General features: G+C 69.3%; 18 protein-coding genes. 10 read left to right on the plus strand and 8 right to left on the minus strand.

What is annotated here, in order from left to right:
* Positions 1 to 3: 3 nt before the first annotated feature.
* Together AC0685_RS28940 and AC0685_RS28945 are read right to left on the minus strand one after the other, a co-directional pair.
* A complete protein-coding gene (locus AC0685_RS28940; protein ID WP_034313275.1) occupies positions 4 to 330 on the minus strand; it encodes a DUF4873 domain-containing protein in 327 nt (108 codons plus the stop codon).
* Positions 327 to 1,094, minus strand: coding sequence for a TetR/AcrR family transcriptional regulator (locus AC0685_RS28945; protein WP_478228396.1), 768 nt, complete (start codon positions 1,092 to 1,094; stop codon positions 327 to 329). The genes AC0685_RS28940 and AC0685_RS28945 overlap by 4 nt, the downstream gene beginning before the upstream one ends.
* A 50-nt stretch (positions 1,095 to 1,144) precedes the next feature.
* Here AC0685_RS28945 and AC0685_RS28950 point away from each other — a divergent pair, with 50 nt between their 5' ends.
* Positions 1,145 to 2,053, plus strand: coding sequence for an AurF N-oxygenase family protein (locus tag AC0685_RS28950; protein ID WP_478228397.1), 909 nt, complete (start codon positions 1,145 to 1,147; stop codon positions 2,051 to 2,053).
* Complete coding sequence (locus AC0685_RS28955) at positions 2,050 to 2,973, plus strand: alpha/beta fold hydrolase (RefSeq protein ID WP_340684424.1); 924 nt, start codon at positions 2,050 to 2,052, stop codon at positions 2,971 to 2,973. Before AC0685_RS28950 ends, AC0685_RS28955 begins: the two co-directional genes overlap by 4 nt.
* Positions 2,974 to 3,184: 211 nt before the next feature.
* Here AC0685_RS28955 and AC0685_RS28960 read toward each other — a convergent pair whose 3' ends face one another.
* A complete protein-coding gene (locus AC0685_RS28960; protein WP_478228398.1) occupies positions 3,185 to 3,721 on the minus strand; it encodes a carboxymuconolactone decarboxylase family protein in 537 nt (178 codons plus the stop codon).
* Between the two features lie 166 nt (positions 3,722 to 3,887).
* Here AC0685_RS28960 and AC0685_RS28965 point away from each other — a divergent pair, with 166 nt between their 5' ends.
* Both AC0685_RS28965 and AC0685_RS28970 read left to right on the plus strand, forming a co-directional pair.
* Entirely contained in the window at positions 3,888 to 4,928 is a 1,041-nt protein-coding gene (locus AC0685_RS28965) for an amidohydrolase family protein (RefSeq protein WP_478228399.1), read from the plus strand.
* A gap of 35 nt (positions 4,929 to 4,963) precedes the next feature.
* Positions 4,964 to 6,385, plus strand: a complete 1,422-nt coding sequence (locus AC0685_RS28970) for an amidohydrolase family protein (RefSeq protein ID WP_478228400.1) — start codon at positions 4,964 to 4,966, stop codon at positions 6,383 to 6,385.
* Between the two features lie 71 nt (positions 6,386 to 6,456).
* Here the strand turns inward: AC0685_RS28970 and AC0685_RS28975 are convergent, their stop codons facing one another.
* A complete protein-coding gene (locus AC0685_RS28975; protein ID WP_125680286.1) occupies positions 6,457 to 7,080 on the minus strand; it encodes a TetR/AcrR family transcriptional regulator in 624 nt (207 codons plus the stop codon).
* A 321-nt stretch (positions 7,081 to 7,401) separates the two neighbouring features.
* Between AC0685_RS28975 and AC0685_RS28980 the strand changes: the two genes are divergently transcribed.
* The 3 genes from AC0685_RS28980 to moeZ all read left to right on the plus strand — a co-directional run bounded on the left by AC0685_RS28980 (position 7,402) and on the right by moeZ (position 10,813).
* On the plus strand, positions 7,402 to 8,259 hold the full coding sequence (locus AC0685_RS28980) for an alpha/beta fold hydrolase (RefSeq protein ID WP_478228401.1): 858 nt from the start codon (positions 7,402 to 7,404) through the stop codon (positions 8,257 to 8,259).
* A gap of 81 nt (positions 8,260 to 8,340) precedes the next feature.
* Positions 8,341 to 9,516 carry a DUF3152 domain-containing protein gene (locus AC0685_RS28985; RefSeq protein WP_478228402.1) on the plus strand — a complete coding sequence of 392 codons (1,176 nt, stop codon included), beginning with the start codon at positions 8,341 to 8,343 and terminating at the stop codon, positions 9,514 to 9,516.
* A gap of 118 nt (positions 9,517 to 9,634) precedes the next feature.
* Complete coding sequence (gene moeZ / locus AC0685_RS28990) at positions 9,635 to 10,813, plus strand: adenylyltransferase/sulfurtransferase MoeZ (RefSeq protein WP_478228403.1); 1,179 nt, start codon at positions 9,635 to 9,637, stop codon at positions 10,811 to 10,813.
* 146 nt (positions 10,814 to 10,959) lie between these two features.
* On the opposite strand, the gene AC0685_RS28995 is transcribed toward moeZ, so the two are convergent.
* The gene (locus AC0685_RS28995; protein WP_478228404.1) at positions 10,960 to 11,928 is read right to left on the minus strand and encodes a hypothetical protein; all 969 of its coding nucleotides are present in this window, start codon (positions 11,926 to 11,928) and stop codon (positions 10,960 to 10,962) included.
* A gap of 106 nt (positions 11,929 to 12,034) precedes the next feature.
* On the opposite strand from AC0685_RS28995, the gene AC0685_RS29000 reads away from it, so the two are divergent.
* Positions 12,035 to 12,832, plus strand: coding sequence for a TIGR02569 family protein (locus AC0685_RS29000; RefSeq protein WP_125680289.1), 798 nt, complete (start codon positions 12,035 to 12,037; stop codon positions 12,830 to 12,832).
* Between the two features lies 1 nt (position 12,833).
* Here the strand turns inward: AC0685_RS29000 and AC0685_RS29005 are convergent, their stop codons facing one another.
* From AC0685_RS29005 to AC0685_RS29015, 3 genes are read right to left on the minus strand one after another with little or no spacing between them, the layout of a single operon-like run.
* Positions 12,834 to 15,077, minus strand: coding sequence for an FtsX-like permease family protein (locus AC0685_RS29005; protein ID WP_478228405.1), 2,244 nt, complete (start codon positions 15,075 to 15,077; stop codon positions 12,834 to 12,836).
* Positions 15,074 to 15,754: an ABC transporter ATP-binding protein gene (locus tag AC0685_RS29010; RefSeq protein ID WP_465457566.1), complete on the minus strand. Its 681-nt coding sequence runs from the start codon at positions 15,752 to 15,754 to the stop codon at positions 15,074 to 15,076. Before AC0685_RS29010 ends, AC0685_RS29005 begins: the two co-directional genes overlap by 4 nt.
* Before the next feature lie 15 nt (positions 15,755 to 15,769).
* On the minus strand, positions 15,770 to 16,294 hold the full coding sequence (locus tag AC0685_RS29015) for a PadR family transcriptional regulator (protein ID WP_125680292.1): 525 nt from the start codon (positions 16,292 to 16,294) through the stop codon (positions 15,770 to 15,772).
* 337 nt (positions 16,295 to 16,631) lie between these two features.
* On the opposite strand from AC0685_RS29015, the gene AC0685_RS29020 reads away from it, so the two are divergent.
* Positions 16,632 to 18,701, plus strand: a complete 2,070-nt coding sequence (locus tag AC0685_RS29020) for a molybdopterin oxidoreductase family protein (protein ID WP_478228407.1) — start codon at positions 16,632 to 16,634, stop codon at positions 18,699 to 18,701.
* On the plus strand, positions 18,698 to 20,125 hold the full coding sequence (locus tag AC0685_RS29025; protein ID WP_478228408.1) for an FAD-dependent oxidoreductase: 1,428 nt from the start codon (positions 18,698 to 18,700) through the stop codon (positions 20,123 to 20,125). The genes AC0685_RS29020 and AC0685_RS29025 overlap by 4 nt, the downstream gene beginning before the upstream one ends.
* The last annotated feature ends 12 nt before the right edge of the window (positions 20,126 to 20,137 follow it).

Here is a 20,137-nt window from a genome sequence, read left to right on the forward strand (position 1 = left end):
GAGTCAGGCGTTGAGTTCGTTCAGTTCTTCCAGCGAGGTCGGCACGTGGAAGGGCGGCGTGCTGGTGCCCATGATGCGGTAGCGGTCCCACGGGTCCGGGTCGGAGAGTTCGCCCTTCGCGCTGTACTCGCCCGCGCGGATCTCGACGGCGGTCTTCTTGCCGCCGGCGGCCGCGGACACCTGCTCGTTGGTGGCGACGCGGCCGTACCAGCGGTAGTACCCGTCGATGGGCTGGAAGTAGCCCCTCAGGTCGACCGTGGTCGCGATCTCGGTCCCGTCGATCACGAGGACCGCTTCGCCGGAGTAACCGTCTTCGTCGTGCTCGCTCATTGTGCCTCCGATTCCTTCCGCATCTGGACGACCTTGTTCTCTTCGAGCGGCAGGTTCGGGTCGATGACGATGCCCTGCTGCCGGGAGAGGCCGTCGATCGCGGCCCAGATGATCTGCGTCAGGTACTCGACGACGCTGTCGCGGCCCATCGAGCGCCGGTCCAGCCACCATTCGCCGGTGCTCTGCACCATGCCGACGATGCCGTGCGCCCACGGTTCGGCGGCGCCGGAGTCCATGTTGAACATCCGCATGTAGTCGCCGAGCAGCGCGGTCAGCGCGGTGGCGATCAGTTCCTTGTCTTCGGCGACGACGTCGGCCTTGACGACCACCTTCTCCTGAAGGCCGCCGCGCGCGAGCAGTCGGTACAGGTTGGGGTGCTCCTCGATGACGCTGAAGAACGCGTCGAGCGCCATCCGGATCCGGGGGACCGGGGCGAGTTCGGAGTTGATGGCCGGGATCAGCCGCTGGAAGAGGATCTCCGTGCCGCGCTGCCCGAGCGCGACGTACAGATCCGCCTTGTCGTCGAAGTGCCGGTACAGCACGGGTTTCGTGACACCCGCTTCGGCGGCGACGTCTTCCATGCCGAGGTCCGGCCCGTGGGTGTCGAGCGCGCGCAGGGCGGCCTCGACGAACTCCGCGCGGCGCGCGATCCGGTGCTTGCGCCAGCGGTCACGACGGGCATCACCCGTGTCGGCCTCACCCGCTGCGGGGTGCTTGCTCGACTGCTTGCTGTTGCGCTTGACACGTTCGATCACCCCGGTCATGCTACCAGAGGTAACTGTTACCACGAGTTACAGATAGGGGTGTGTCGGCAATGACGCGGGCGCTGAAGGAAACAGACCGGGAGAAGACGGCCGAGCGGCTGCTCAAGTCCTCCGCGAACAAGTTCTACGATCCCGACGTCGACATCGACTGGAACGCCCCGCTCGTCGACGGGAAGCGCTTCATCCCGGCTCACCGTTCTTCGCTCTACGGCACCGAGTTGTGGGACTCACTGTCCGAAGAGCAGCGCATCGAACTCGGAAAGCACGAAGTCGCGAGCGTCGCCACGACGGGGCTGTGGTTCGAAATCCTCCTGATGCAGATGCTGCTCAAGGAGGTCTACGAAGAGGACCCGACCAGCTCGCACGCCCAGTACGCGTTGACCGAGATCGCGGACGAATGCCGTCACTCGACGATGTTCGCGCGGATGGCTTCGCGGATCGGCTGCCCGTCCTACGGGCCGGTGCCGTGGTTGCGGCGGCTGGCGAAACTGATGCCGACGATCAGCTACGGCCCCGCGCGCTACGGCGCGATCCTCGTCGCCGAAGAGGTACTCGACCGGCTTCAGCGCGAGCAGATGAACGACCCGGAGATCCAGCCGCTGGTGCGCATGGTGAACCGGATCCACGTGCTCGAAGAGGCCCGGCACGTCACTTTCGCCCGCGAAGAGGTGACTCGCGGGATGGCGAAACTGTCGAAAAAGGAAATCCTCTACCAGCAGTTCATCATCGCGCTCATTTCGTACTTCGTGACGCGGGCCTTCATCAACCCGAACGTCTACAAGGCCGTCGGCATCCGTCCGCGAGACGGCGTCGAAGCCGCGCTGAACAACCCCAACTGGCGCGAAAGCATCCAGTGGGCGGGCGAGAAGATCATGCCGTTCCTGCAGGAATCCGGTCTGGTCGGCAAGCCGGGCATGTACTTCTGGCGCAAGTCCTTCCTGTTGCCGGGGAAGCGATGAGGAGCGTCAAGCAGCGCGACGCCGTCTCGTGGGACCCGTCGCGGGAACACCGGTTCGTGACGGGCGACGGCACCGCCCTGCACGTCGAGACGAGCGGCCCCGCCGACTCCGAACTCACGCTGGTGCTCGTGCACGGCTGGACACAGGACCACCGGACCTGGGACGGCGTGGCGTCGCGGCTCGGGGACTCCGTCCGGACCCTGCGCTACGACCTGCGCGGCCACGGCGGCTCCGCGCCGGCGAAACCGGGGACGGCCACGATCGCGACCCTCGCGGACGACCTCGCCGAGCTGATCGAAGACCGCGTCCCGAACGGACCGCTCGTGCTCGCCGGGCACTCCATGGGCGGTATGACGATCATGGAGCTTTCCCGCAGACATCCCGATCTCGTGGCCCGGCGCGTCGCAGGGGTCGCGTTCGTCGCCACATCGTCCGGTGAGATGGACCGGATCACCCTCGGCTTGCCGGGGATCGCGGGCAGCGGCGCGGCGAGGTTCGAACGGAGGCTCGCGAAGCTGCTCGCGAAGAACCGCCGTGACGCCTTGCCGCTGCCGCTGTCGGTGGTGCGGCCGGGTGCTCGGCTGCTCGTCTTCGGGCGGCGGCCCGCTCGGGCCGACGTGGACTCGGTCGCCGAACAGCTGCTGTGCGCGCATCCGGCGAGCGTCGCGGGTTTCCAGGACGCGATCTCGCGGCACGACTGCCGGGTCACGCTGGCGGCGCTGCAGGGCAAACCGGTGGTCGTGCTCGCGGGGGAGCGGGACCGGCTCTGCCCGCCGCCGCACGCCAAGGTCATCGCCGACGAGCTGCCGGAGGCGGAGTTCGTGCGCTATCCGGGCGCCGGGCACATGCTCCCGCAGGAACGGGCGCAAGAGGTTTCGGACCGCATCGCCGCCCTCGTCCGCCGCGCCGCGAGGGTCTGAAATAAGGGGAGCAAGGGACCTTTGCTACCGCTTCTCTCGACATTGAGACAAGTGGGAGCAAAGGTCCCTTGCTCTCTTCTCGCAGGTCAGGGGCTCGGGTAGGGCGCTTGAGGATGACGCGAAAGCCACTTTCGGGACATCAGGCGTCGCGAAAGTGGCTTTCGCGACGTGGGGATGCGAGCCCGGCGGTAGCAAAGGTCCCTTGCTCCACTCAGAGGTTCGTGTACCCGTGCTCAAGGAGACGGACACCGGTCTCCCGGTAGGCGTCCTGGTCGTCGACGGCGAGGGTGGCCAGCCCGTCGACGTAGCGGTTGAACATACAGAAGGCAGCCGCGATCAGGACCGTGTCGTGGATTTCGACGTCCGTAGCGCCCTCCGCGCGGGCCATCTCGATCAGGTCTTCGCCCACGGATTTCCCGCTTTCCCGGACCGCGAGCGCGACGTGCAGAAGCGCCTTCACCTTCGCCGACACAGGTGCGCCGTCGACGTCCTTCCAAGCCGCTTCGACGACCGGCATGCCACCTTCGAGCGCTTCGGCGGCGACGGCGGCGTGACTGCGTGAGCAGAACGTGCAGTCGTTGCCGCGCGAGACGACCGCGCCGATCAGTTCGCGCTCGCCCACGCTGAGGCTGCTCGGACCGCGAAGCAGGACCTCGGCGAGTTGCCCGAGCGGCGCGGCCGTCTCCGGCCGGTAGGCGAACAGAGCCGTGATGCCGGGCAGGTTCTCGTCGAGCGCGATGTGGGGCATGGGTGACTCCTCGCGGATCGGTGACGTGATCGCTCGATTCATAGCCGAGATCCGGCCAGGACCGGTGCCGCTGGATGGATCAAAAGCGGTAGCAAAGGTCCCCTGCTCTTCTCGCGAGGGCGCCGTCCGTGGTTGAGTCGGGACGAACACTCACGAGGGGGACACCGTGATCGCCAGAGTCCGTGGGCGCGCGCTTCCCGATGGCGAGTACGTCGATTCGTACGCCGACGGCGACCGCTGGACGTCCGATCCGGTTCCGGGCGCGGAGCTGGTGGCCGAAGGCTGGCTCCTGCCGGGGCTCGTCGACGCCCACACCCATCCCGGAGCCGAAGAGCCCGGCGATCCGATGGACGACGAAATCCTGCGTGCCGATCTGCACCGGCACGTCGACGCCGGGGTCACGATGATCCGTTCGCCGGGGCTGCCCGGTGAGCCGCCCGAGTGGTTCGGTGCCGAACCCGGGCTGCCCCGCGCGGTGCACGCCGGACCGTGGATCGCCCAGCACGGCGAGTTCTTCGACGGCTGGGGTCGCCGCGCCACGCACGCGGAGCTTCCCGCGCTCGCCGCGGAGCAGGCGAAACGCACTGGCTGGGCCAAGGTCATCGCCGACTGGCAGACCGGGGACGACGCCGTGCCGTCCGACGTCCTGACCGCGGTCGTCGAGGCGGTGCACGCGGCGGGCGGGCGTCTCGCGGTGCACTCGCAGCACGCCGCCGGAGGCGAAGCCGCGGTGGCCGCCGGAGTCGATTCCGTCGAACACGGAATGTGGCTCGACCCCGGCTATCTGCCGGACATGGCGGCCCGCGGCACCGCGCTCACACCGACGCTTTCGGTGTTCCAGGCGGCGCTGGGGAGGGCGCGGGACCGCGAGGACACCCCGCGGAAACGCTGGTTCGTCGGCGGGGCGGAGGCGCATCCCGCGCTGGTCGTGGCGGCGGCCGAGGCAGGCGTGAAGATCCTCGCCGGTACGGATTCCCGGCCGCATGGTCGTGTCGGCGACGAAATCCGCGCACTGGCGGAAGCAGGGCTGCGACCGCATCACGCCCTCGCCGCGGGCTCGTGGGCCGCGCGCGAGTACCTGGGGTTGCCCGGGCTGGTGCCGGGCGCGCCCGCCGACGCCGTCGTCTACGCGGAGGATCCGCGCGAAGACCTCGGACAGCTGGAGCATCCCGTCGCGGTCGTTTTGCGGGGCGTCCGCGTCGGGTGAGCTAACGTGATCGAATCGACTGGGGAGTTGAAACGATGAAACAGCGTGGATCGATTCTGTCCGTCTTCACCCTCACCCTCGCCGTGGTCCTCGGCGCGGCCCTGCTCACGAACCTCGGCGGTGAGACCACCGAAGCCGGGAGCGACGCCGAGTTCGCCGGGGCCGGCCGTGTCGTCATCCGTGACGCCTCGATGGTGCTCACCATGGATCCCAGCCTCGGCGAAGGACCGCTCGGCGCCCTCGCCGACGCCGACGTCGTGCTGGAAGGCACCAAGATCAAGCAGGTCGGCAAGGACCTCGACGCGGGCTCCGCGAAGGTCGTCGACGGCCGCGGCAAGATCGTGCTGCCCGGATTCGTCGACCTGCACAACCACCTGTGGCAGTCGCTCATCCGCGGCTGCGCGGCCGACAAGGAACTCATCGGCTGGCTCGGCAAATGCGTCATCCCGTTGTACCGCGCGCCCGTGACCGACACGGACGCGTACGCGGGAACGAAACTCGCCGCGGCCGACGTCGTCTCGACCGGCATCACCACGGTCACCGACTGGTCGCACGCGTTCAACACCGACTTCGCCAAGGGCGGTCTCCGCGCGCTCGGCGAGTCGAAGCTGCGGTTCCTCTACTCCTACAACGGCACCACCGATCCCGCGCTGCAGAACGAGATCCGCCGCGTGAAGCGCGAGGTCATCGACCCGAACCCGTTGGCACGCCTGCAGATCGGCACTCATCCGTCCACGGGGAACTTCCCGAGCGTCGAGGCGTCGGAGAAGCTCGCGCGCGAACTCGGCGTCTCGCTGAACGTGCACCTGCTCGAATCGAAGGCCGATCTGACCGCGGGGCAGATGGACGCGCTCCGGCGGGCGAACGCGCTGCACCCCGGGCTGGTGGCGAACCACGTCATCCAGACCACCGACGCAGACCTCGACGAGCTCGCGGCCGCCGGGGTCAGCGTGGCGCACAACCCGCTGTCGAACATGCGCCTCGCGTCGGGGGTGATCCGGCTGCCGGAGATGAAGAAGCGGAACATGAAGGTCGGGCTCGGCCTCGACGGCGGCACGAACGACACGAGCGACATGTTCAACGTGATGCGCGCGGCCGTCGGTCTCCAGCGGGCGACCACGACGGATCCGGCGGTCTACCCGACCACGGCGGACGTCCTGCGTATGGCGACCCTCGGTGGCGCGGAAGCGCTGGGGATGGACAAGGAGATCGGGTCGCTGACGCCGGGCAAGCGGGCGGATCTCCAGTTGGTCGACGCCCAGGCGGTCAACTTCGCGCCGAAGGTGGACTGGGTGAATCAGCTGGTCTTCAACACCCAGCCCGCGAACGTCTCGTGGGTGTTCGTCGACGGCCGCGCCCTCAAGCGCGAAGGACGCGTCGTCGGCATCGACACCGCGAAGGTCGTCGCCGACGCCCAGCTTGCCGCCGACCGCCTGAAGAAGCTCCTACCCCAGTAACCTCACGCATTTCGTCCTCTGAATGCGGTAGTTGCACGCGCAAGGACCGCATTCAGAGGACGAAACGCGGGTCAGTGCTGCAGCGGGAAGCCACCGCCGATGCCCCGCCAGGCGAGGTTGGCGGTGAGGGCGACGGCCTCTTCGCGGCTCATCGACTTGTGGTGCGCCAGCCAGAACCGCGCGCTGACCTGCGAGAGGCCCACGAGGCCGACGGCGAGCAGCCGGGCCTTGTCCTCGTCGAGGCCCGCGTCGGCGGTGATGGTCTCGGTGATCGCGTCGACGCTGGCCGACGTCGCCCGGTCCACCGCCTCCTGCACGGCGGGCTCGCCGCGCAGGTCGGACTCGAAGACCATGCGGAACGCGCCGGCGTCGTTGTTGACGAAGTCGAAGAACGCGCCGACGGTCGCCGGCACGCGCTGCTTGTTGTCCGTCGTGGAGTCGAGCGCGTCCTTGACCCGCCGCACCAGTTCGTCGACGTGGCTCTCCAGCAGCGCGATGTAGAGGTCGAGCTTGCCGGGGAAATGCTGGTAGAGGACCGGCTTGCTGACTCCGGCCTCTTCGGCGATCTCGTCCATCGCGGCGGCGTGGTATCCGTTCGCGGCGAACACCCGCTGCGCGGCGGCCAGCAGCTGGGCGCGGCGTTCCGTTCTGGGCAGGCGGACACCTCGGGCCTGCAGTCGCGCCATGTCTGTCATCGTTCCTCCAGTTCGAGGCACTCGTCTCCGCCGAGAACGCATCAGCCTTGTTCGAGGCAATCCTTACCGCCGAGAACTCATCAGCGCAGTCGAGCGGGCTTCACAGGGCGGGGTCACCACCGCGTGAAGTGAGGTCGAGATTACTCGCCGGTACAGCCGGACCGCCAAGGGTCAGGCATCCTTGATGCTGTGTCTTCTCCAGTTTCCCGTGCCGCCGGGGGCCGTCCGCCGCTGACCCACGTGCCGCTTTCGCGCAGGTCGTTGCCGTCACTGGACCCCGCGCCGCCCCCTTGGCCCGGGGAAACAATAGGTGTCGCCGGGGTGAAATTGCACATCCGCCGGACACCGGGCGGCCCGGAGACGGCCGTCTACGTCCACGGGCTCGGCGGTTCGTCCACGAACTGGACCGACCTCGCCGCGTTGCTGGCGCCCCAAGCGGGAGGCACCTCGGTCGATTTGCCGGGTTTCGGCTACTCGGAGCCGCCCGACAGGTTCGACTTCAGCCTCGACTCGCACGCCGAGATCGTCGCGAGCCACATCGAGAGCCTCGAAACGGGGCCGGTGCACTTGTTCGGCAACTCGATGGGCGGCGCGGTCGCGCTGCTCGTCGCGGCCCGCCGCCCGGAGCTGGTGAAGACGCTGACGCTGATCTCACCCGCGATGCCGGATCTCCGGCCCAGCATGAAACGGCTGTCCGACCCGCGGATGGCGTTCGCGTACCTGCCACTGATCGGTCCGCGGGTGCGACGGCGGCTGGCCGCGCTCGGTCCGCGTGAACGTGCCATGCAGGTCATCAAGCTGTGCTTCGCCGATCCCAGCCGCTTCGCCGAAAGCAGGCTGGACGAGCTCGAAGAGGAGCACAGCGCTCGCGCCGCCTTCGAGTGGGCCGCCCCCGCTCTGGCACGCAGCACCTTCGGCATCTTCCGGACGTGGTCCGCCCGCGGGCCCGCGTCGCTGTGGGCGGTCGCGCCGGCCGTCGACGCGCCGACGCTCGTCGTGTGGGGGCAGCACGACCGGGTGATCTCCGTCCGGCGCGCCGAGCGCACCGCTCGGCTACTTCCGCACGCCCGGTTGCTGGTCCTTCCCCGAACCGGCCACGTGGCGCAGATGGAACGCCCGAATGTCGTAGCAAAGGCCGTTTTGGGGATGTGGGAATCGGTCGAATCGGGCACCTGGTAGCCCATTCGGGTGGGCGGGACACGCTTCGCGAAGCGCCGGTCGCTCACAACATCACAGTTCGGTTATGGCACCCTGGTGCGCGTGGATCGGGTAAAGCAAGGCGCGCAGGGCGAAGGTCGGCGGTCTCAGTACTCCGCCTCCGCCCGTCGTCCGCCGCGCGCCCAGCCCCGGACCACCGACGCGCCGCGCACCGGGCAGTATCGGCCGACGGCGCCGCCGTCGCAGCGGCTCGACGAGGACCGCTACCGTCCCGGTGGCCGCCGGACCAGCGCCCAGCCGCTCAGCGCCTCCTGGAAGCCGCACGAGCCCGGCGTCGCGAAGACCGCCAAACGCAAGGGCAAAGGCGGCATCGGTCAGTTCGCCAAGACCTACGGCTGGCGCGTGTACGCACTGCCGATCCTCGTGGTGATCACCGCGCTGGTCGTGTTCAACACCGCCACCGGCCCGCCCGAGCCGATCGCCACGGACGGGGCGAGTCTCGCGTCGGGCGATGGGTCCGACGGTTCCGCCGGCAACGGCGGCGAGCCGGGCGCCGGTGTGGACGGGGGCGGCGACGTCCTCCCGGAGAACCCGGCCAAACCGGTCGACCTCAAGATCCCGACCGCGGACCTGCCCAAGGGCGGCCCCTTCACCGAGTCCGGCAAGGGCACCTATCACGTGGTGCCGGGCAAGGGCGAAAAGGTCGGGACGGGCCAGCTGTACACGTACACCGTCGAAGTCGAGGACGGTATCGATTCGGCCAGCTACAGCGGTGACGACAGCTTCGCCGCGATGGTGGAGGGCACCCTGTCCAATCCCAAGAGCTGGACGTGGGACGGCAAAAAGGCGCTCCAGCGCGTCGATGCGAGCTACCCGAACCCCAGCTTCCGGGTGAGCCTCACCACGCCGAACACGACGCATCGCGCGGACGTCTGCATGTTCCAGATCACTTACGAGACCTCGTGTTACCGCGCGAGCTTCGACAAGCGCGTGGTGATCAACCTCGCCCGCTGGGTGCGGGGGGCGATGGCCTTCGAGAGCGACATGACCGGGTATCGCCAGTACGCCATCAATCACGAGGTCGGGCATGCCCTCGGCGGAAAGCATGTGGGCTGCAAGGAGAACGGCGGGATCGCGCCGGTGATGATGCAGCAGACGTTCGGCGTCTCCAACGACTTCGTGGCGCAGCTGAACAATCTCCCCGGCGGTGACCGCGGCAAGGTGCCCGCGGACGGCAAGGTCTGCAAGCCGGGCTCCTGGCCGAATCAGACACCTTAGTCCGCGCCGTCTCATCAACTGGAATATCCCAGGGTCTGGAACAGGGGAAGGCGTTCGGGCCTTTCCGTGTTGTAGATACTGGGATGCGACCCGCGATCCACGCGAGATGGAGGACCCGATGTCAGGCACGCTGCCGCCGCTCGTCGAGCCGGCCGCCGAGCTCACCAAGGAAGAGGTGGCCCGGTACAGCCGTCACCTGATCATCCCGGACGTCGGGATGACCGGGCAGAAGCGGCTGAAGAACGCCAAGGTGCTGGTCATCGGTGCCGGCGGCCTCGGCAGCCCGGCGCTGCTGTACCTCGCCGCGGCCGGGGTCGGCACGCTCGGCATCGTCGACTTCGACGAGGTCGACGAATCGAACCTGCACCGCCAGGTCATCCACGGCCAGTCCGACATCGGCAAGCTGAAGGCGGCGTCCGCGCAGGAGTCGCTCGCCGAGATCAACCCGTTCGTCAAGGTGCACCTGCACACCGACCGGCTCGAGTCGTCCAACGCGCTGGAGCTGTTCGAGCAGTACGACCTCATCCTCGACGGCACCGACAACTTCGCGACGCGCTACCTGGTCAACGACGCCGCCGTGCTCACCGGCAAGCCCTACGTGTGGGGCTCGATCTACCGGTTCGAGGGGCAGGCGAGCGTGTTCTGGGAGGACGCGCCGAACGGCAAGGGCCTCAACTACCGCGACCTCTACCCCGAGCCGCCGCCGCCCGGCATGGTGCCGTCGTGCGCCGAGGGCGGTGTGCTGGGCGTGCTGTGCGCGTCGATCGGCTCGATCATGGTGAACGAGGCGATCAAGCTGATCACCGGTATCGGTGAGCCGCTGCTGGGCAGGCTCGTCAGCTACGACGCGCTGGAGATGAAGTACCGCGAGGTCAAGATCCGCAAGGATCCGGAGACCCCGAAGATCACCGAACTCATCGACTACGAAGCGTTCTGTGGTGTTGTGTCCGACGAAGCCGCTTCGGTCGCTTCGGGGCACACGATCACTCCGGCGGAGCTCAAGGCCAAGTTCGACAACGGCGACAACTTCGCCCTCATCGACGTCCGCGAGCCGCACGAGTACGAGATCGTGAACATCAAGGGCGCGACGCTGATCCCGAAGGACAAGATCCTCTCGGGCGAAGCGCTGGCGGAACTGCCGCAGGACAAGCCGATCGTGCTGCACTGCAAGTCGGGTGCGCGTTCGGCGGAGGCGCTCGCGGCGCTGCACAAGGCCGGGTTCAAGGACGCGACCCACCTCGGGGGCGGCGTGCTGGCCTGGGCGCGGCAGATCGACCAGAGCTTGCCGACTTACTGAGCTGTCGCGGAAGCGTGGCAGTGCCGTGAAGGCCTCCTTGCCTACTCTGAAGGTAGTGAAGGAGGCCTTCACGGACTCTGGCTCCCTGAAGTGGCCCCTCGCGGATCCGCAGGCACCGAGGCGGTAGCAAAGGTCCCTTGCTCCCCTCAGTAGCCGACGGACCGGCCCACGAAGATCGCCCGCACGAACGTCGCGAACCCCGCGACGACGTCCGTCCGGTTCCCGAGGGGTGACTTCGGCACGGCGGCGATGATCTCGGCGTCGGTCAGCGAATGGGTCTTCCCGGCCAGCTCGCGGAGTTCCTCGGGCTTCCAGTTGTGGTTCCCCGCGAGGTGCACCGACAGAGCACCGCGCCGCTGGATGAACTCGATCCGGTCCGCGTTCCGCCGGATGAACTCGCCTTCGCCGACTTGGGCGCACGTCGCGTTCTCGAGGCGCCAAGTGGTCTTCACCGACGTCTCGCAGCTCTCGACGGCGTCGGTCGCGAAGGTCCAGACGGGCGAGATCCACAGCTGAGGCGCGTACTCGACGATCAGCGACCCGGAGTCTTCGGTCGTCTTGGTCGGGAGCCGCTGCGGGCCGAGATCCGCCGCGAGGGTGCGGTCGTGCGGGACGCCGGTCGAGGCGAGGCGCCGTGCGGGGGTGTCCAGAGGCAGGGACGCGGGGACGGCGATCCCGCCCGCGATCAGGGCGACCAGGAGGACACCCGCGCCTATCCGCACCCGGAGATCACGGGTGAACAGTCCCGCGACGAGCAGCACAGGCACTCCGAGGAACGGCACGGCGAACCAGGGATCGAACGCCTCCGCCACCTCCAGGACGAAGATCGCGCCGAAAACAGCGGAAATCCCGGTCGCGAAGGCCCACGCCAGCCGCGGCCAAGGTTTCGCGACGGACGGAAACGCCTCCGGTGCCGCGAAACCGATGAGGTAGACCACACCGATCGAAACGAGTGGCACCGGCAACGCGATCCAGGGAACGTGCAGGAACGCGGCGAGCGGGAGCAACAGGCCCACGGTGAGCGCTCCCAGGGTGCCGAGCAGCCACAGTGAGCCGAGCGCGAGCGCGGCGAGTTGCCCGTCGGTGAGTCGGCGCTGCGCCGTTCGGGGGACCACGGTCGAAAGAATGGCAGGTCAGAAGCGATCCTGTCTTGAGTATCGCTACTCAAGACCAGCGCGTCTTCTCGTTCGTGGCGCGGAAGACGAGGTAACGTGCCGAGCCGTGCGTGCCACCCTTGAAAGCCCTCCGGAACACGTCTGTTCGGCGTTCGGCGGACGTACCGGTGACGCGGAACCGCTGCCCGGCACCACCGCCTGGCGCTACAACGATCTCGTGCTCAAACCCGTCGTCGACAAGTCGCGGACCCTGTGGACGGCCAGGGCGCTGGAAGCCGTCGACGAGCCGGGGCTGCGGGTCGCGAAGCCCGTCCGGTCCAGCGACGGCCGATGGATCGTCGGCGGCTGGTCGGCGAACCGGTTCGTCTCCGGCACGGCCGAGCACCGGTACGACGAGGTCGTGCACGCGGCGGTCAAACTGCACCGCGCGACGGCCGGGTTGCCGCGGCCGGATTTCCTGGGACGGCGCACCGATATCGAGGCGCTGGCCGACAAACTCGCCTGGGGCGAGGCCGAAATGCCCCTCGACGAGAACAAGGGCGGCCGCTGGTTCGAGGTGCTGGCCGGTTCGCGAAGACCGGTCAAACTGCCGGACCAGGTCGTCCACGGGGAGCTCCTCGCCGGCGTGCTGTTCGACGGTGACGCGGCCCCCGGCATCGTCGATTTCGTGCCGTACTACCGGCCGGGTGAATGGGGCGCCGCGATCGTCGCGGTCGACGCGCTGGCCTGGGGCGGCGCCACCATCGATCTCCTCGAACGCTGGGCGCATCTGCCCCAATGGCCCCAGCTTCTCCTGCGGGCGGTCCTCTTCCGGCTCGCCGCCAACGCCCTCGACCCGCGGTCGACCCGGGCGGCGCACGACGGACTCCGTGCCGCCGCCCGGGACGTGAGCGCCGTGCTGTAGGTCACTCGGTGCGCAGGTTCTCCGTCTTCGCCGCCGCCCGCACAGATGGCACCGTCGACGCCGTCACCAGCAGCACCATCGCGATCGCCGCCGTGGCGAGCAGCCCGACCGCGGACCAGTCGACGTACAGCCCGTCCCAGTACAGCCGCCTGCCCAGCGCGGCGACGGCGATCCCGGTCGCCGTCGCGACCACGATGCCCAGCAGCAGCGGAATCCCGTTCTGCCACAACAGGGACCGGACGATCACCCGCACCGGCACGCCGGTGGCGGACAGTGCACCGAGCGCCCGGCGCCGTTCCCTGACCTGTTCCTGGGCGAGCACCAGCAGGCTCACCCCGGCCAGCAGCAGGATCGACAACGCGCCGCCGAACAGGATGTTCCGCACGTCGTCGAACATCCGGGCCTCGTCAGAGGCCCGCTTTTCGTTGGCGGACGCCACGGCGACCTGTCCGCTGTACGGCGCCACCGAGTTCCGCACCAGTTCGACGAAGTCCGGATTCCCGGTCGTCCCACGCAGGCTCACCGTGACCGGTGCGGCGGCCAGGTCGACGCCCGCCATCGCGGCGGGCGTCGCGAGCACGTGCGGCTGGAGCTGCTCGGTGAGCCCCGACGGCTTCACACCGAGCGGGCGGGGCGTGGCCGGAACGGTCCAGGCCCGCTCTTGCTTGTCGTTGTCGGTGAGCTTCACCGACTGTCCTTTGTGGAGAGAGGCCGGGTCGGCGAACACGTCACCGTCGCGGCATCCGGTCGCGGTGGTGGTCGCTTCGATCGTGGCGCAGTCGGCGACGGCGAGCGAGAAGAGCACGCTGTCCACGCGGTTCGCTTGGACGAGCATCGAACGCATGGTCTGGAAGTCGGCCGCGCCGGCCACCGCGCGGACCGCGCCGATCGCCTGATCGGCCACCGAGCCGTCGGCATGGACGGTGATGCGGTCGTCGGTCTTCTCCTGGTAAACGGCCGTCAGCGCCACCTGGCCCGCCAACAGGCTCTGCAGCGCGATCGCCCCGGCGAGCACCACGCAGAGACCCGCGACCACCCGGGCCGGTGTCCCGCTGTCGTTCCGCAGACGGCGGATCGCGAGCTGGAACGACGGCGGCCCGCCCTTGATCCGGGCGACGACGCGCTCCAGCAGCCACGGCAGCACCGCGGGTATCCCGAGCATCAGCAGCACGGCACCGGCGATCAGCGCCGTGCGGCCAAGTTCGCTGGCGACGCCGAAATCCGGGGCTATAAGGGCGATTCCGACGACGATCGGCAGCAGCCGCCACCACAACCGCCGCTTCGGCGGCACGGTTTCGCGGACGACTCCGAGCGGTTCGACGACCGTGTGCCGTTGGGCCGCCCAAGCCGCCGCCACGGTCAGGGCGGGGACCACGAGCACGATCAGCGCCACCAGTGGCCACGGCGGCGTCAGGTCCTCCGGGTACACCCCGAACCGGAACACCTGGAAGTCCGCCACCGCGCCGCGGAAGAGCAGGAACGTCGCGGTCCCGGCGATCAAGCCCGTCACGGCGCCCACGAGGGATTCCGCGGCGGTGATCCGGTGCAGCTGCTTGAGGGACGAGCCCGCCAGCCGCAGCGCGGCGAGCCGCCGGTCACGGGCCGCACCGCCGAGCCGGGAGACGGTCCCGACGAAGATGAACACCGGCGTGAGCAGGACGAAGAGGCCGATCAGCAGCAGCGAGAGGATCCCCCGTTCGAACGGCGTTTCGTAACCGGAACGGGAACCGAAGGCATAGGTCGCGACTCCGTTCCGCGGATTGTCCGTGCCGGCGTAGACGACCAGATCATTCGGATTGAGCACGGCTTCCGCGTCGATGATCCCGACCGGCTTGCCGGGCAGACGGGGCCGCAACAGGCCACTGGTGTCGGCCGCGACGAGTTCGTCGAGCTTCGGTGAGAGGAAGACCTCGCCCGGCGCGGGCAGCCGGTTCACCCCCGGCGGGATCGGCGAGTTCGGCCCGGTGGCCTGAAGGTGGACGAGCGAGATCGCCTGACCGCGGAAATCGGTCGTCGTCGCGTGGTGGTTCAGCGGTGCGACACCCGGGATCGGTTCGTGCCGCGGGGAAGCGGCGTACGCCCGCTGGTCGCGGTTCTCCTTGACGGTGCCCGCGGAGGCGCCGATCAGGAGGACCGCCACCGCGAGCCCGATGCCGACGGTGCTCAGGACGAGCCTGACGATCGAGCCCCGGCCGCCCCCGACGGCCAGCCGGAACCCCAGCATCAGGTCTTCGCGCCCGGTCATCGGGTGACCACCGGTTCGCGTGTCCGGCCGTCTCGCACGATGACCTCCCGGTCGGAGTAGGCGGCCACCCGCGGTTCGTGGGTGACCAGGACGACGGCGGCGTCGGTCTGCTTCGCCGTCTCGGACAGCAGGCGCATGACCAGCTCGCCGCTGAGCGTGTCCAGCGCACCGGTCGGTTCGTCGGCGAAGACCACCGACGGTTCGGTGATCAGCGCCCTGGCCATGGCGACCCGCTGGCTCTGCCCGCCCGAAACCTGGCCGGGTGTGCTGTCGCCGGCGTCGCCGACCGCCAGCCGGTCGAGCCAGGTCCGCGCGATCCGCTCGGCGGGGCGGCGCTTCATCCCGCCCAGGCGCAGCGGCAGCGCGACGTTCTCCAGGCAGGTCAGCTCCGGGACGAGCTGGCCGAACTGGAAGACGAAGCCGAATTCGGTGCGCCGCAAGGCGCTGCGTTCGGTGTCGGACATGCTCGCGAGGTCTCGCCCGCGGAACAGCACCTGACCCGCGTCCGGCCGCACGATTCCGGACAGGCAGTGCAGCAGCGTCGACTTCCCGGAGCCGGAGGGACCCATGATCGCGACGATCTCGCCGGCTTCGAGCGTCAGCCCCGCCCCGGCGAGCGCCTGATTCGGGCCGAAGGCCTTGTGCAGGCCGAGCCCATGTAACAACGGTGTTTCCACTGTGTGGTCCCCAGATCAGCGCGCCAGCTGGCGCGCGAGGTCGTCGAGGCGGGCGGCGGTGAGTTCCAGCCACCGCAGATCCGCTTCCAGGTGGAAGAGCGCGTGGTCGCAGATCAGCTGGTCGGCGAGGTCGCCGTCGGTCTTGCGGGCGGTGAGCTCGCGCATGGCGCGCAGGTGGGAGCTCCGCTGGGCGTCGAGCAGGTCCTGCGCGCCGCGGCCGGACAGCAGCGCGAGCACGACCTTGGTGTAGAGGGTGTTCTGCAGGTAGACCGAAGGACTTTCCGGGCTTTTCAGCCATTCCTCGACGTTGGTGACGCCCGCCTCGGTGATCGCGTACCGCTTCCGGTCCGGGCCGCCGCCCGCCTCGACGCCGTTCTCCTCGACCAGGCCGTTCTTCAGGAGCCGGTTCAGCGTCGAGTAGACCTGCCCGTAGTGCAGCGGACGGTCTTGGCGGAACTGCTTGTCGTAAAGCTGTTTGAGGTCGTAGCCGTGCTTCGGACCTGCTTCGAGCAGGCCGAGCAACGTGTTCCCGATGGACATACCGGCGACTATACACAGTGTGTATACGCACGGTCTATACATGCTGTGCATAGTTAGATGAGCCGGGCTGACCCCATTCGAGGTCGATCTCGAGCGCGTGCTCAGGGAGCCACCAATCGCCGGGACGCGCCGTGAAGGACCCCTTCCCTCGGCTCAGCCGGAGAAACTCGACCTTCATGTACTTCCGGCAGGCGAACGCGGCAGTTCGGCCCCTCGCGACCTCACTGTGTGACGTCCCTCGGCGGCGGGCAATGTCAAACGCCTGAAACATTCAGGAGTTTTCAGGTAACACGGCCTACCTACCTTCAAGCGCTATCGACGCCTGGAGGAGGTGCCCGTGCCGCTCGCCGCCCCCACCGCGACCGCGGTGGACACGCACTGCCCGTACTGCGCCCTGCAGTGCGGGATGAGCCTCGACGGCGCCCGGGTCGCCCCGCGTGACTTTCCGGTCAACGCCGGCGGCCTGTGCCAGAAGGGCTGGACGTCGGGGGAGCTCCTCACCTCGCCTTCCCGCCTGACGACACCACTGATCAGGGTCGACGGTGAACTCCGGCCCGCGACCTGGACCCAAGCCCTCGACCTCGTCGCGAAGCGGCTCACCGAGATCCGCGCGGCCAAGGGTGCCGACTCGGTCGCCGTCTTCGGCGGCGGCGGGCTGACCAACGAGAAGGCGTACCTGCTGGGGAAGTTCGCGCGGATCGCGCTGGGCACCTCGCAGATCGACTACAACGGCCGGTTCTGCATGTCGTCGGCGGCGGCCGCCGGGATCAAGGCGTTCGGCGCCGACCGCGGGATGCCGTTCCCGGTCACGGATCTCGCCGACGCCGACGCGGTCCTGCTGATCGGCGCGAATCCCGCCGAGACGATGCCGCCGTTCACCCAGCATCTGCGGGGCGCGGACCTGATCGTCGTCGACCCGCGCCGCACGCCGACCGCCGAGCTGGCCGGACTGCACTTGCAGCCCGCGCCGGGAACCGATCTCGTGCTGGCGCAGGGCATCCTGCACGCCGTCGTCGCCGACGGCCTGCTCGACAAGTCCTATGTGGTCTCGAGGACGAACGGCTTCGAAGAGCTGTGGCGGTCGGTCGCGGCGTGGTGGCCGGAGCGCGTCGAGCAGGTCACGGGGGTCTCCGCCGCGGACCAGCGTCGCGTCGCCGCCAAGCTCGCCGCGGCCCGGAACGCCTACATCCTCACCGCGCGCGGCACCGAGCAGCACGCCAACGGCACCGCGATGGTCAACGCCTGGATCAACCTCTCGCTCGCTCTCGGACTGCCGGGGCGCCAGGGTTCCGGCTTCGGCTGCCTGACCGGGCAGGGCAACGGACAGGGCGGGCGCGAGCACGGGCAGAAGGCCGACCAGCTGCCCGGCTACCGCAAGATCGACGACCCCGCGGCCCGCGAGTACGTCGCCGGGGTGTGGGGTGTGCCGCCGGAATCCCTGCCGGGGCCGGGCCGTTCGGCCGTCGAACTGCTGGAGGCGCTCGGCACCGAAGACGGGCCGAGCGCGCTGATGGTGTTCGGCAGCAACCTCGTCGTTTCCGCGCCCGGCGCCGGGAACATCCAGGACAAGGTGTCCTCTTTGGACTTCCTGGTGGTCTCGGACCTCGTCCTGTCGGAGACGGCGGCGATGGCCGACGTCGTCCTGCCGGTCACCCAGTGGGCGGAGGAGGACGGCACGATGACCAACCTCGAAGGCCGGATCCTCCTGCGGCGCAAAGCGTTCGATCCGCCGTCCGGTGCGAAGACCGATCTCTATGTGCTTTCCGAACTCGCCCGCCGGTTCGGCCAGCCCGATGGGCGGTTCCCGACGGACGCCGAGACCGTCTTCACCGAGCTCCGCCAGGCGTCCAAGGGCGGTGTCGCCGACTACTCGGGCATCACCTACGACCGGCTCCGGGACGGCGAGGCCCTCTACTGGCCCGTGCCGGCGGAATCGCATCCCGGCACGCCGCGGATGTTCCTCGACCGCTTCGCCCATCCGGACGGCCGCGCGCGGTTCGTCCCGGTGGACCACGTCGGCCCGGCAGAGCTGCCCGACGCCGAATTCCCCTTGCAGGCCACCACCGGACGGGTCCTGCAGCACTACCAGTCCGGGGCGCAGACCCGGCTGGTCAAAGAACTCAACGACGTCGTGGCGGAGGCCTTCGTGGAAGTTCATCCCGACACCGCCGCGAGGGCGGGGCTGGCCGAGGGCGACCTCGCGGTCGTGCGCTCCCGGCGCGGCGAGACCGTCGCGCGGGTCCGCTGCGTGGCGTCGCTGCGCCCCGACCTCGTGTTCCTGCCGTTCCACTTCCCCGGTGAGGGAAGGGCGAACCTGGTGACCAACCCGGCGCTCGACCCGACGAGCCGGATGCCCGAGTTCAAGGTGTGCGCGGTCGCGCTCGCCCCGGCCGAGGCCGTCGCGTGAGCCCCCGGTCGGTGGTCATCGCCGGATACGGGATGGCGGGCGCGCGGCTCGCGGACGAGATCCAGCGCCGCGATCCCGAGGGCGAGCGCGTGCGGCTCACCGTCGTCGGCGCGGAAAAGCACACCGCCTACAACCGGGTGCTGCTCTCGTCGGTGGTCGCCGGCACCATGCGGCCCGAGGCCGTCCGGCTGCACGACGACGAATGGCCGTCCCGTACCCGCGCCGACCTGCGCCGGGGTGTCTCCGCGACGTCGATCGACCGGGACGCGCGGCGGGTCCATCTCGACGACGGGTCCACTGTGGACTACGACGTGCTCGTGCTCGCCACGGGCGCGAACCCGTGGATGCCGCCGGTCGAAGGGCTCGAACCCGGCCCGGACGTCGTCGCGTTCCGCACCCTCGACGACTGCGCGCGCATCCTCGACGCCGCCAAGCTGGGCGCGCCGGTCGCGGTGCTCGGCGGCGGGCTGCTCGGTCTGGAAGCCGCGCGAGGTCTTGCCGGACGGGGGAACCTCGTCACCGTCGTGCATCCGATGCCGCACATCATGGAACGCCAGCTGGACGCGGAATCCGCGCGGGTGCTGACCAGGAAGCTCGAAGAACTCGGCGTCGCCTTCCGGCTCGGTGTCGGGGCCGCGCGTTACGTCAGCGGCGACGGGCTCAAACTCGACGACGGCACGCACGTGCCCGCCGATCTCATCGTCGTCTCCACCGGTGTCCGGCCCGAGACGAAACTGGCCGTGGAGGCCGGGCTGACCGTCCAGGGCGGCATCGTCGTCGACGATCTGCTGCGCACCAGCGACGGCCGGATCCACGCGATCGGCGACTGCGCGAAGCATCCGGGCGCGTTCGGCGGTCTCGTGCAGCCCGCGTGGGAGCAGGCCGCCGTCGTCGCGGATCTGGTCACCGGCACGAAATCCGCGTCACGCTATCGCGGCACCCAGGCGGTGACGCGGCTCAAGGCCCGCGGCATCGACCTCACCGCGCTCGGCGAGACGATGACCGGCGCGGACGACCCGACCGCCGAAGTGCTCACCTTCAGCGACCCGGCGGGCTGCCGCTACGGGAAGCTCGTCATCCGTGAGAACCGGGTGGCCGGCGCGATCCTGCTCGGCCTGCCCGACGCGGCCGCGATGATCACGCAACTCTACGACCGGGGCACCCCGGTGCCCGAAGACCGGCTGGCGGTCCTTTTAGGACGCTCGTTGCCGCCCGGGTCGCCGTCGGCGGCGAGCCCGGCCGATCTGCCCGCGTCGGCGGTCATCTGCCGCTGCAACGCGGTGACCAAGGGACGGCTCGTCGAAGCGTGGCGCGGCGGCGCCACCGACGTCGCCGCCCTCGCCGGGGCGACCCGCGCGACGACCGGCTGCGGCGGCTGCAAGGACGCCGTCGGCGGGGTCGCGAAATGGCTGGCCGCCCAGTGAACCCGAACGCAT

The sequence above is a fragment of the Amycolatopsis sp. NPDC043889 genome, assembly GCF_056435645.1.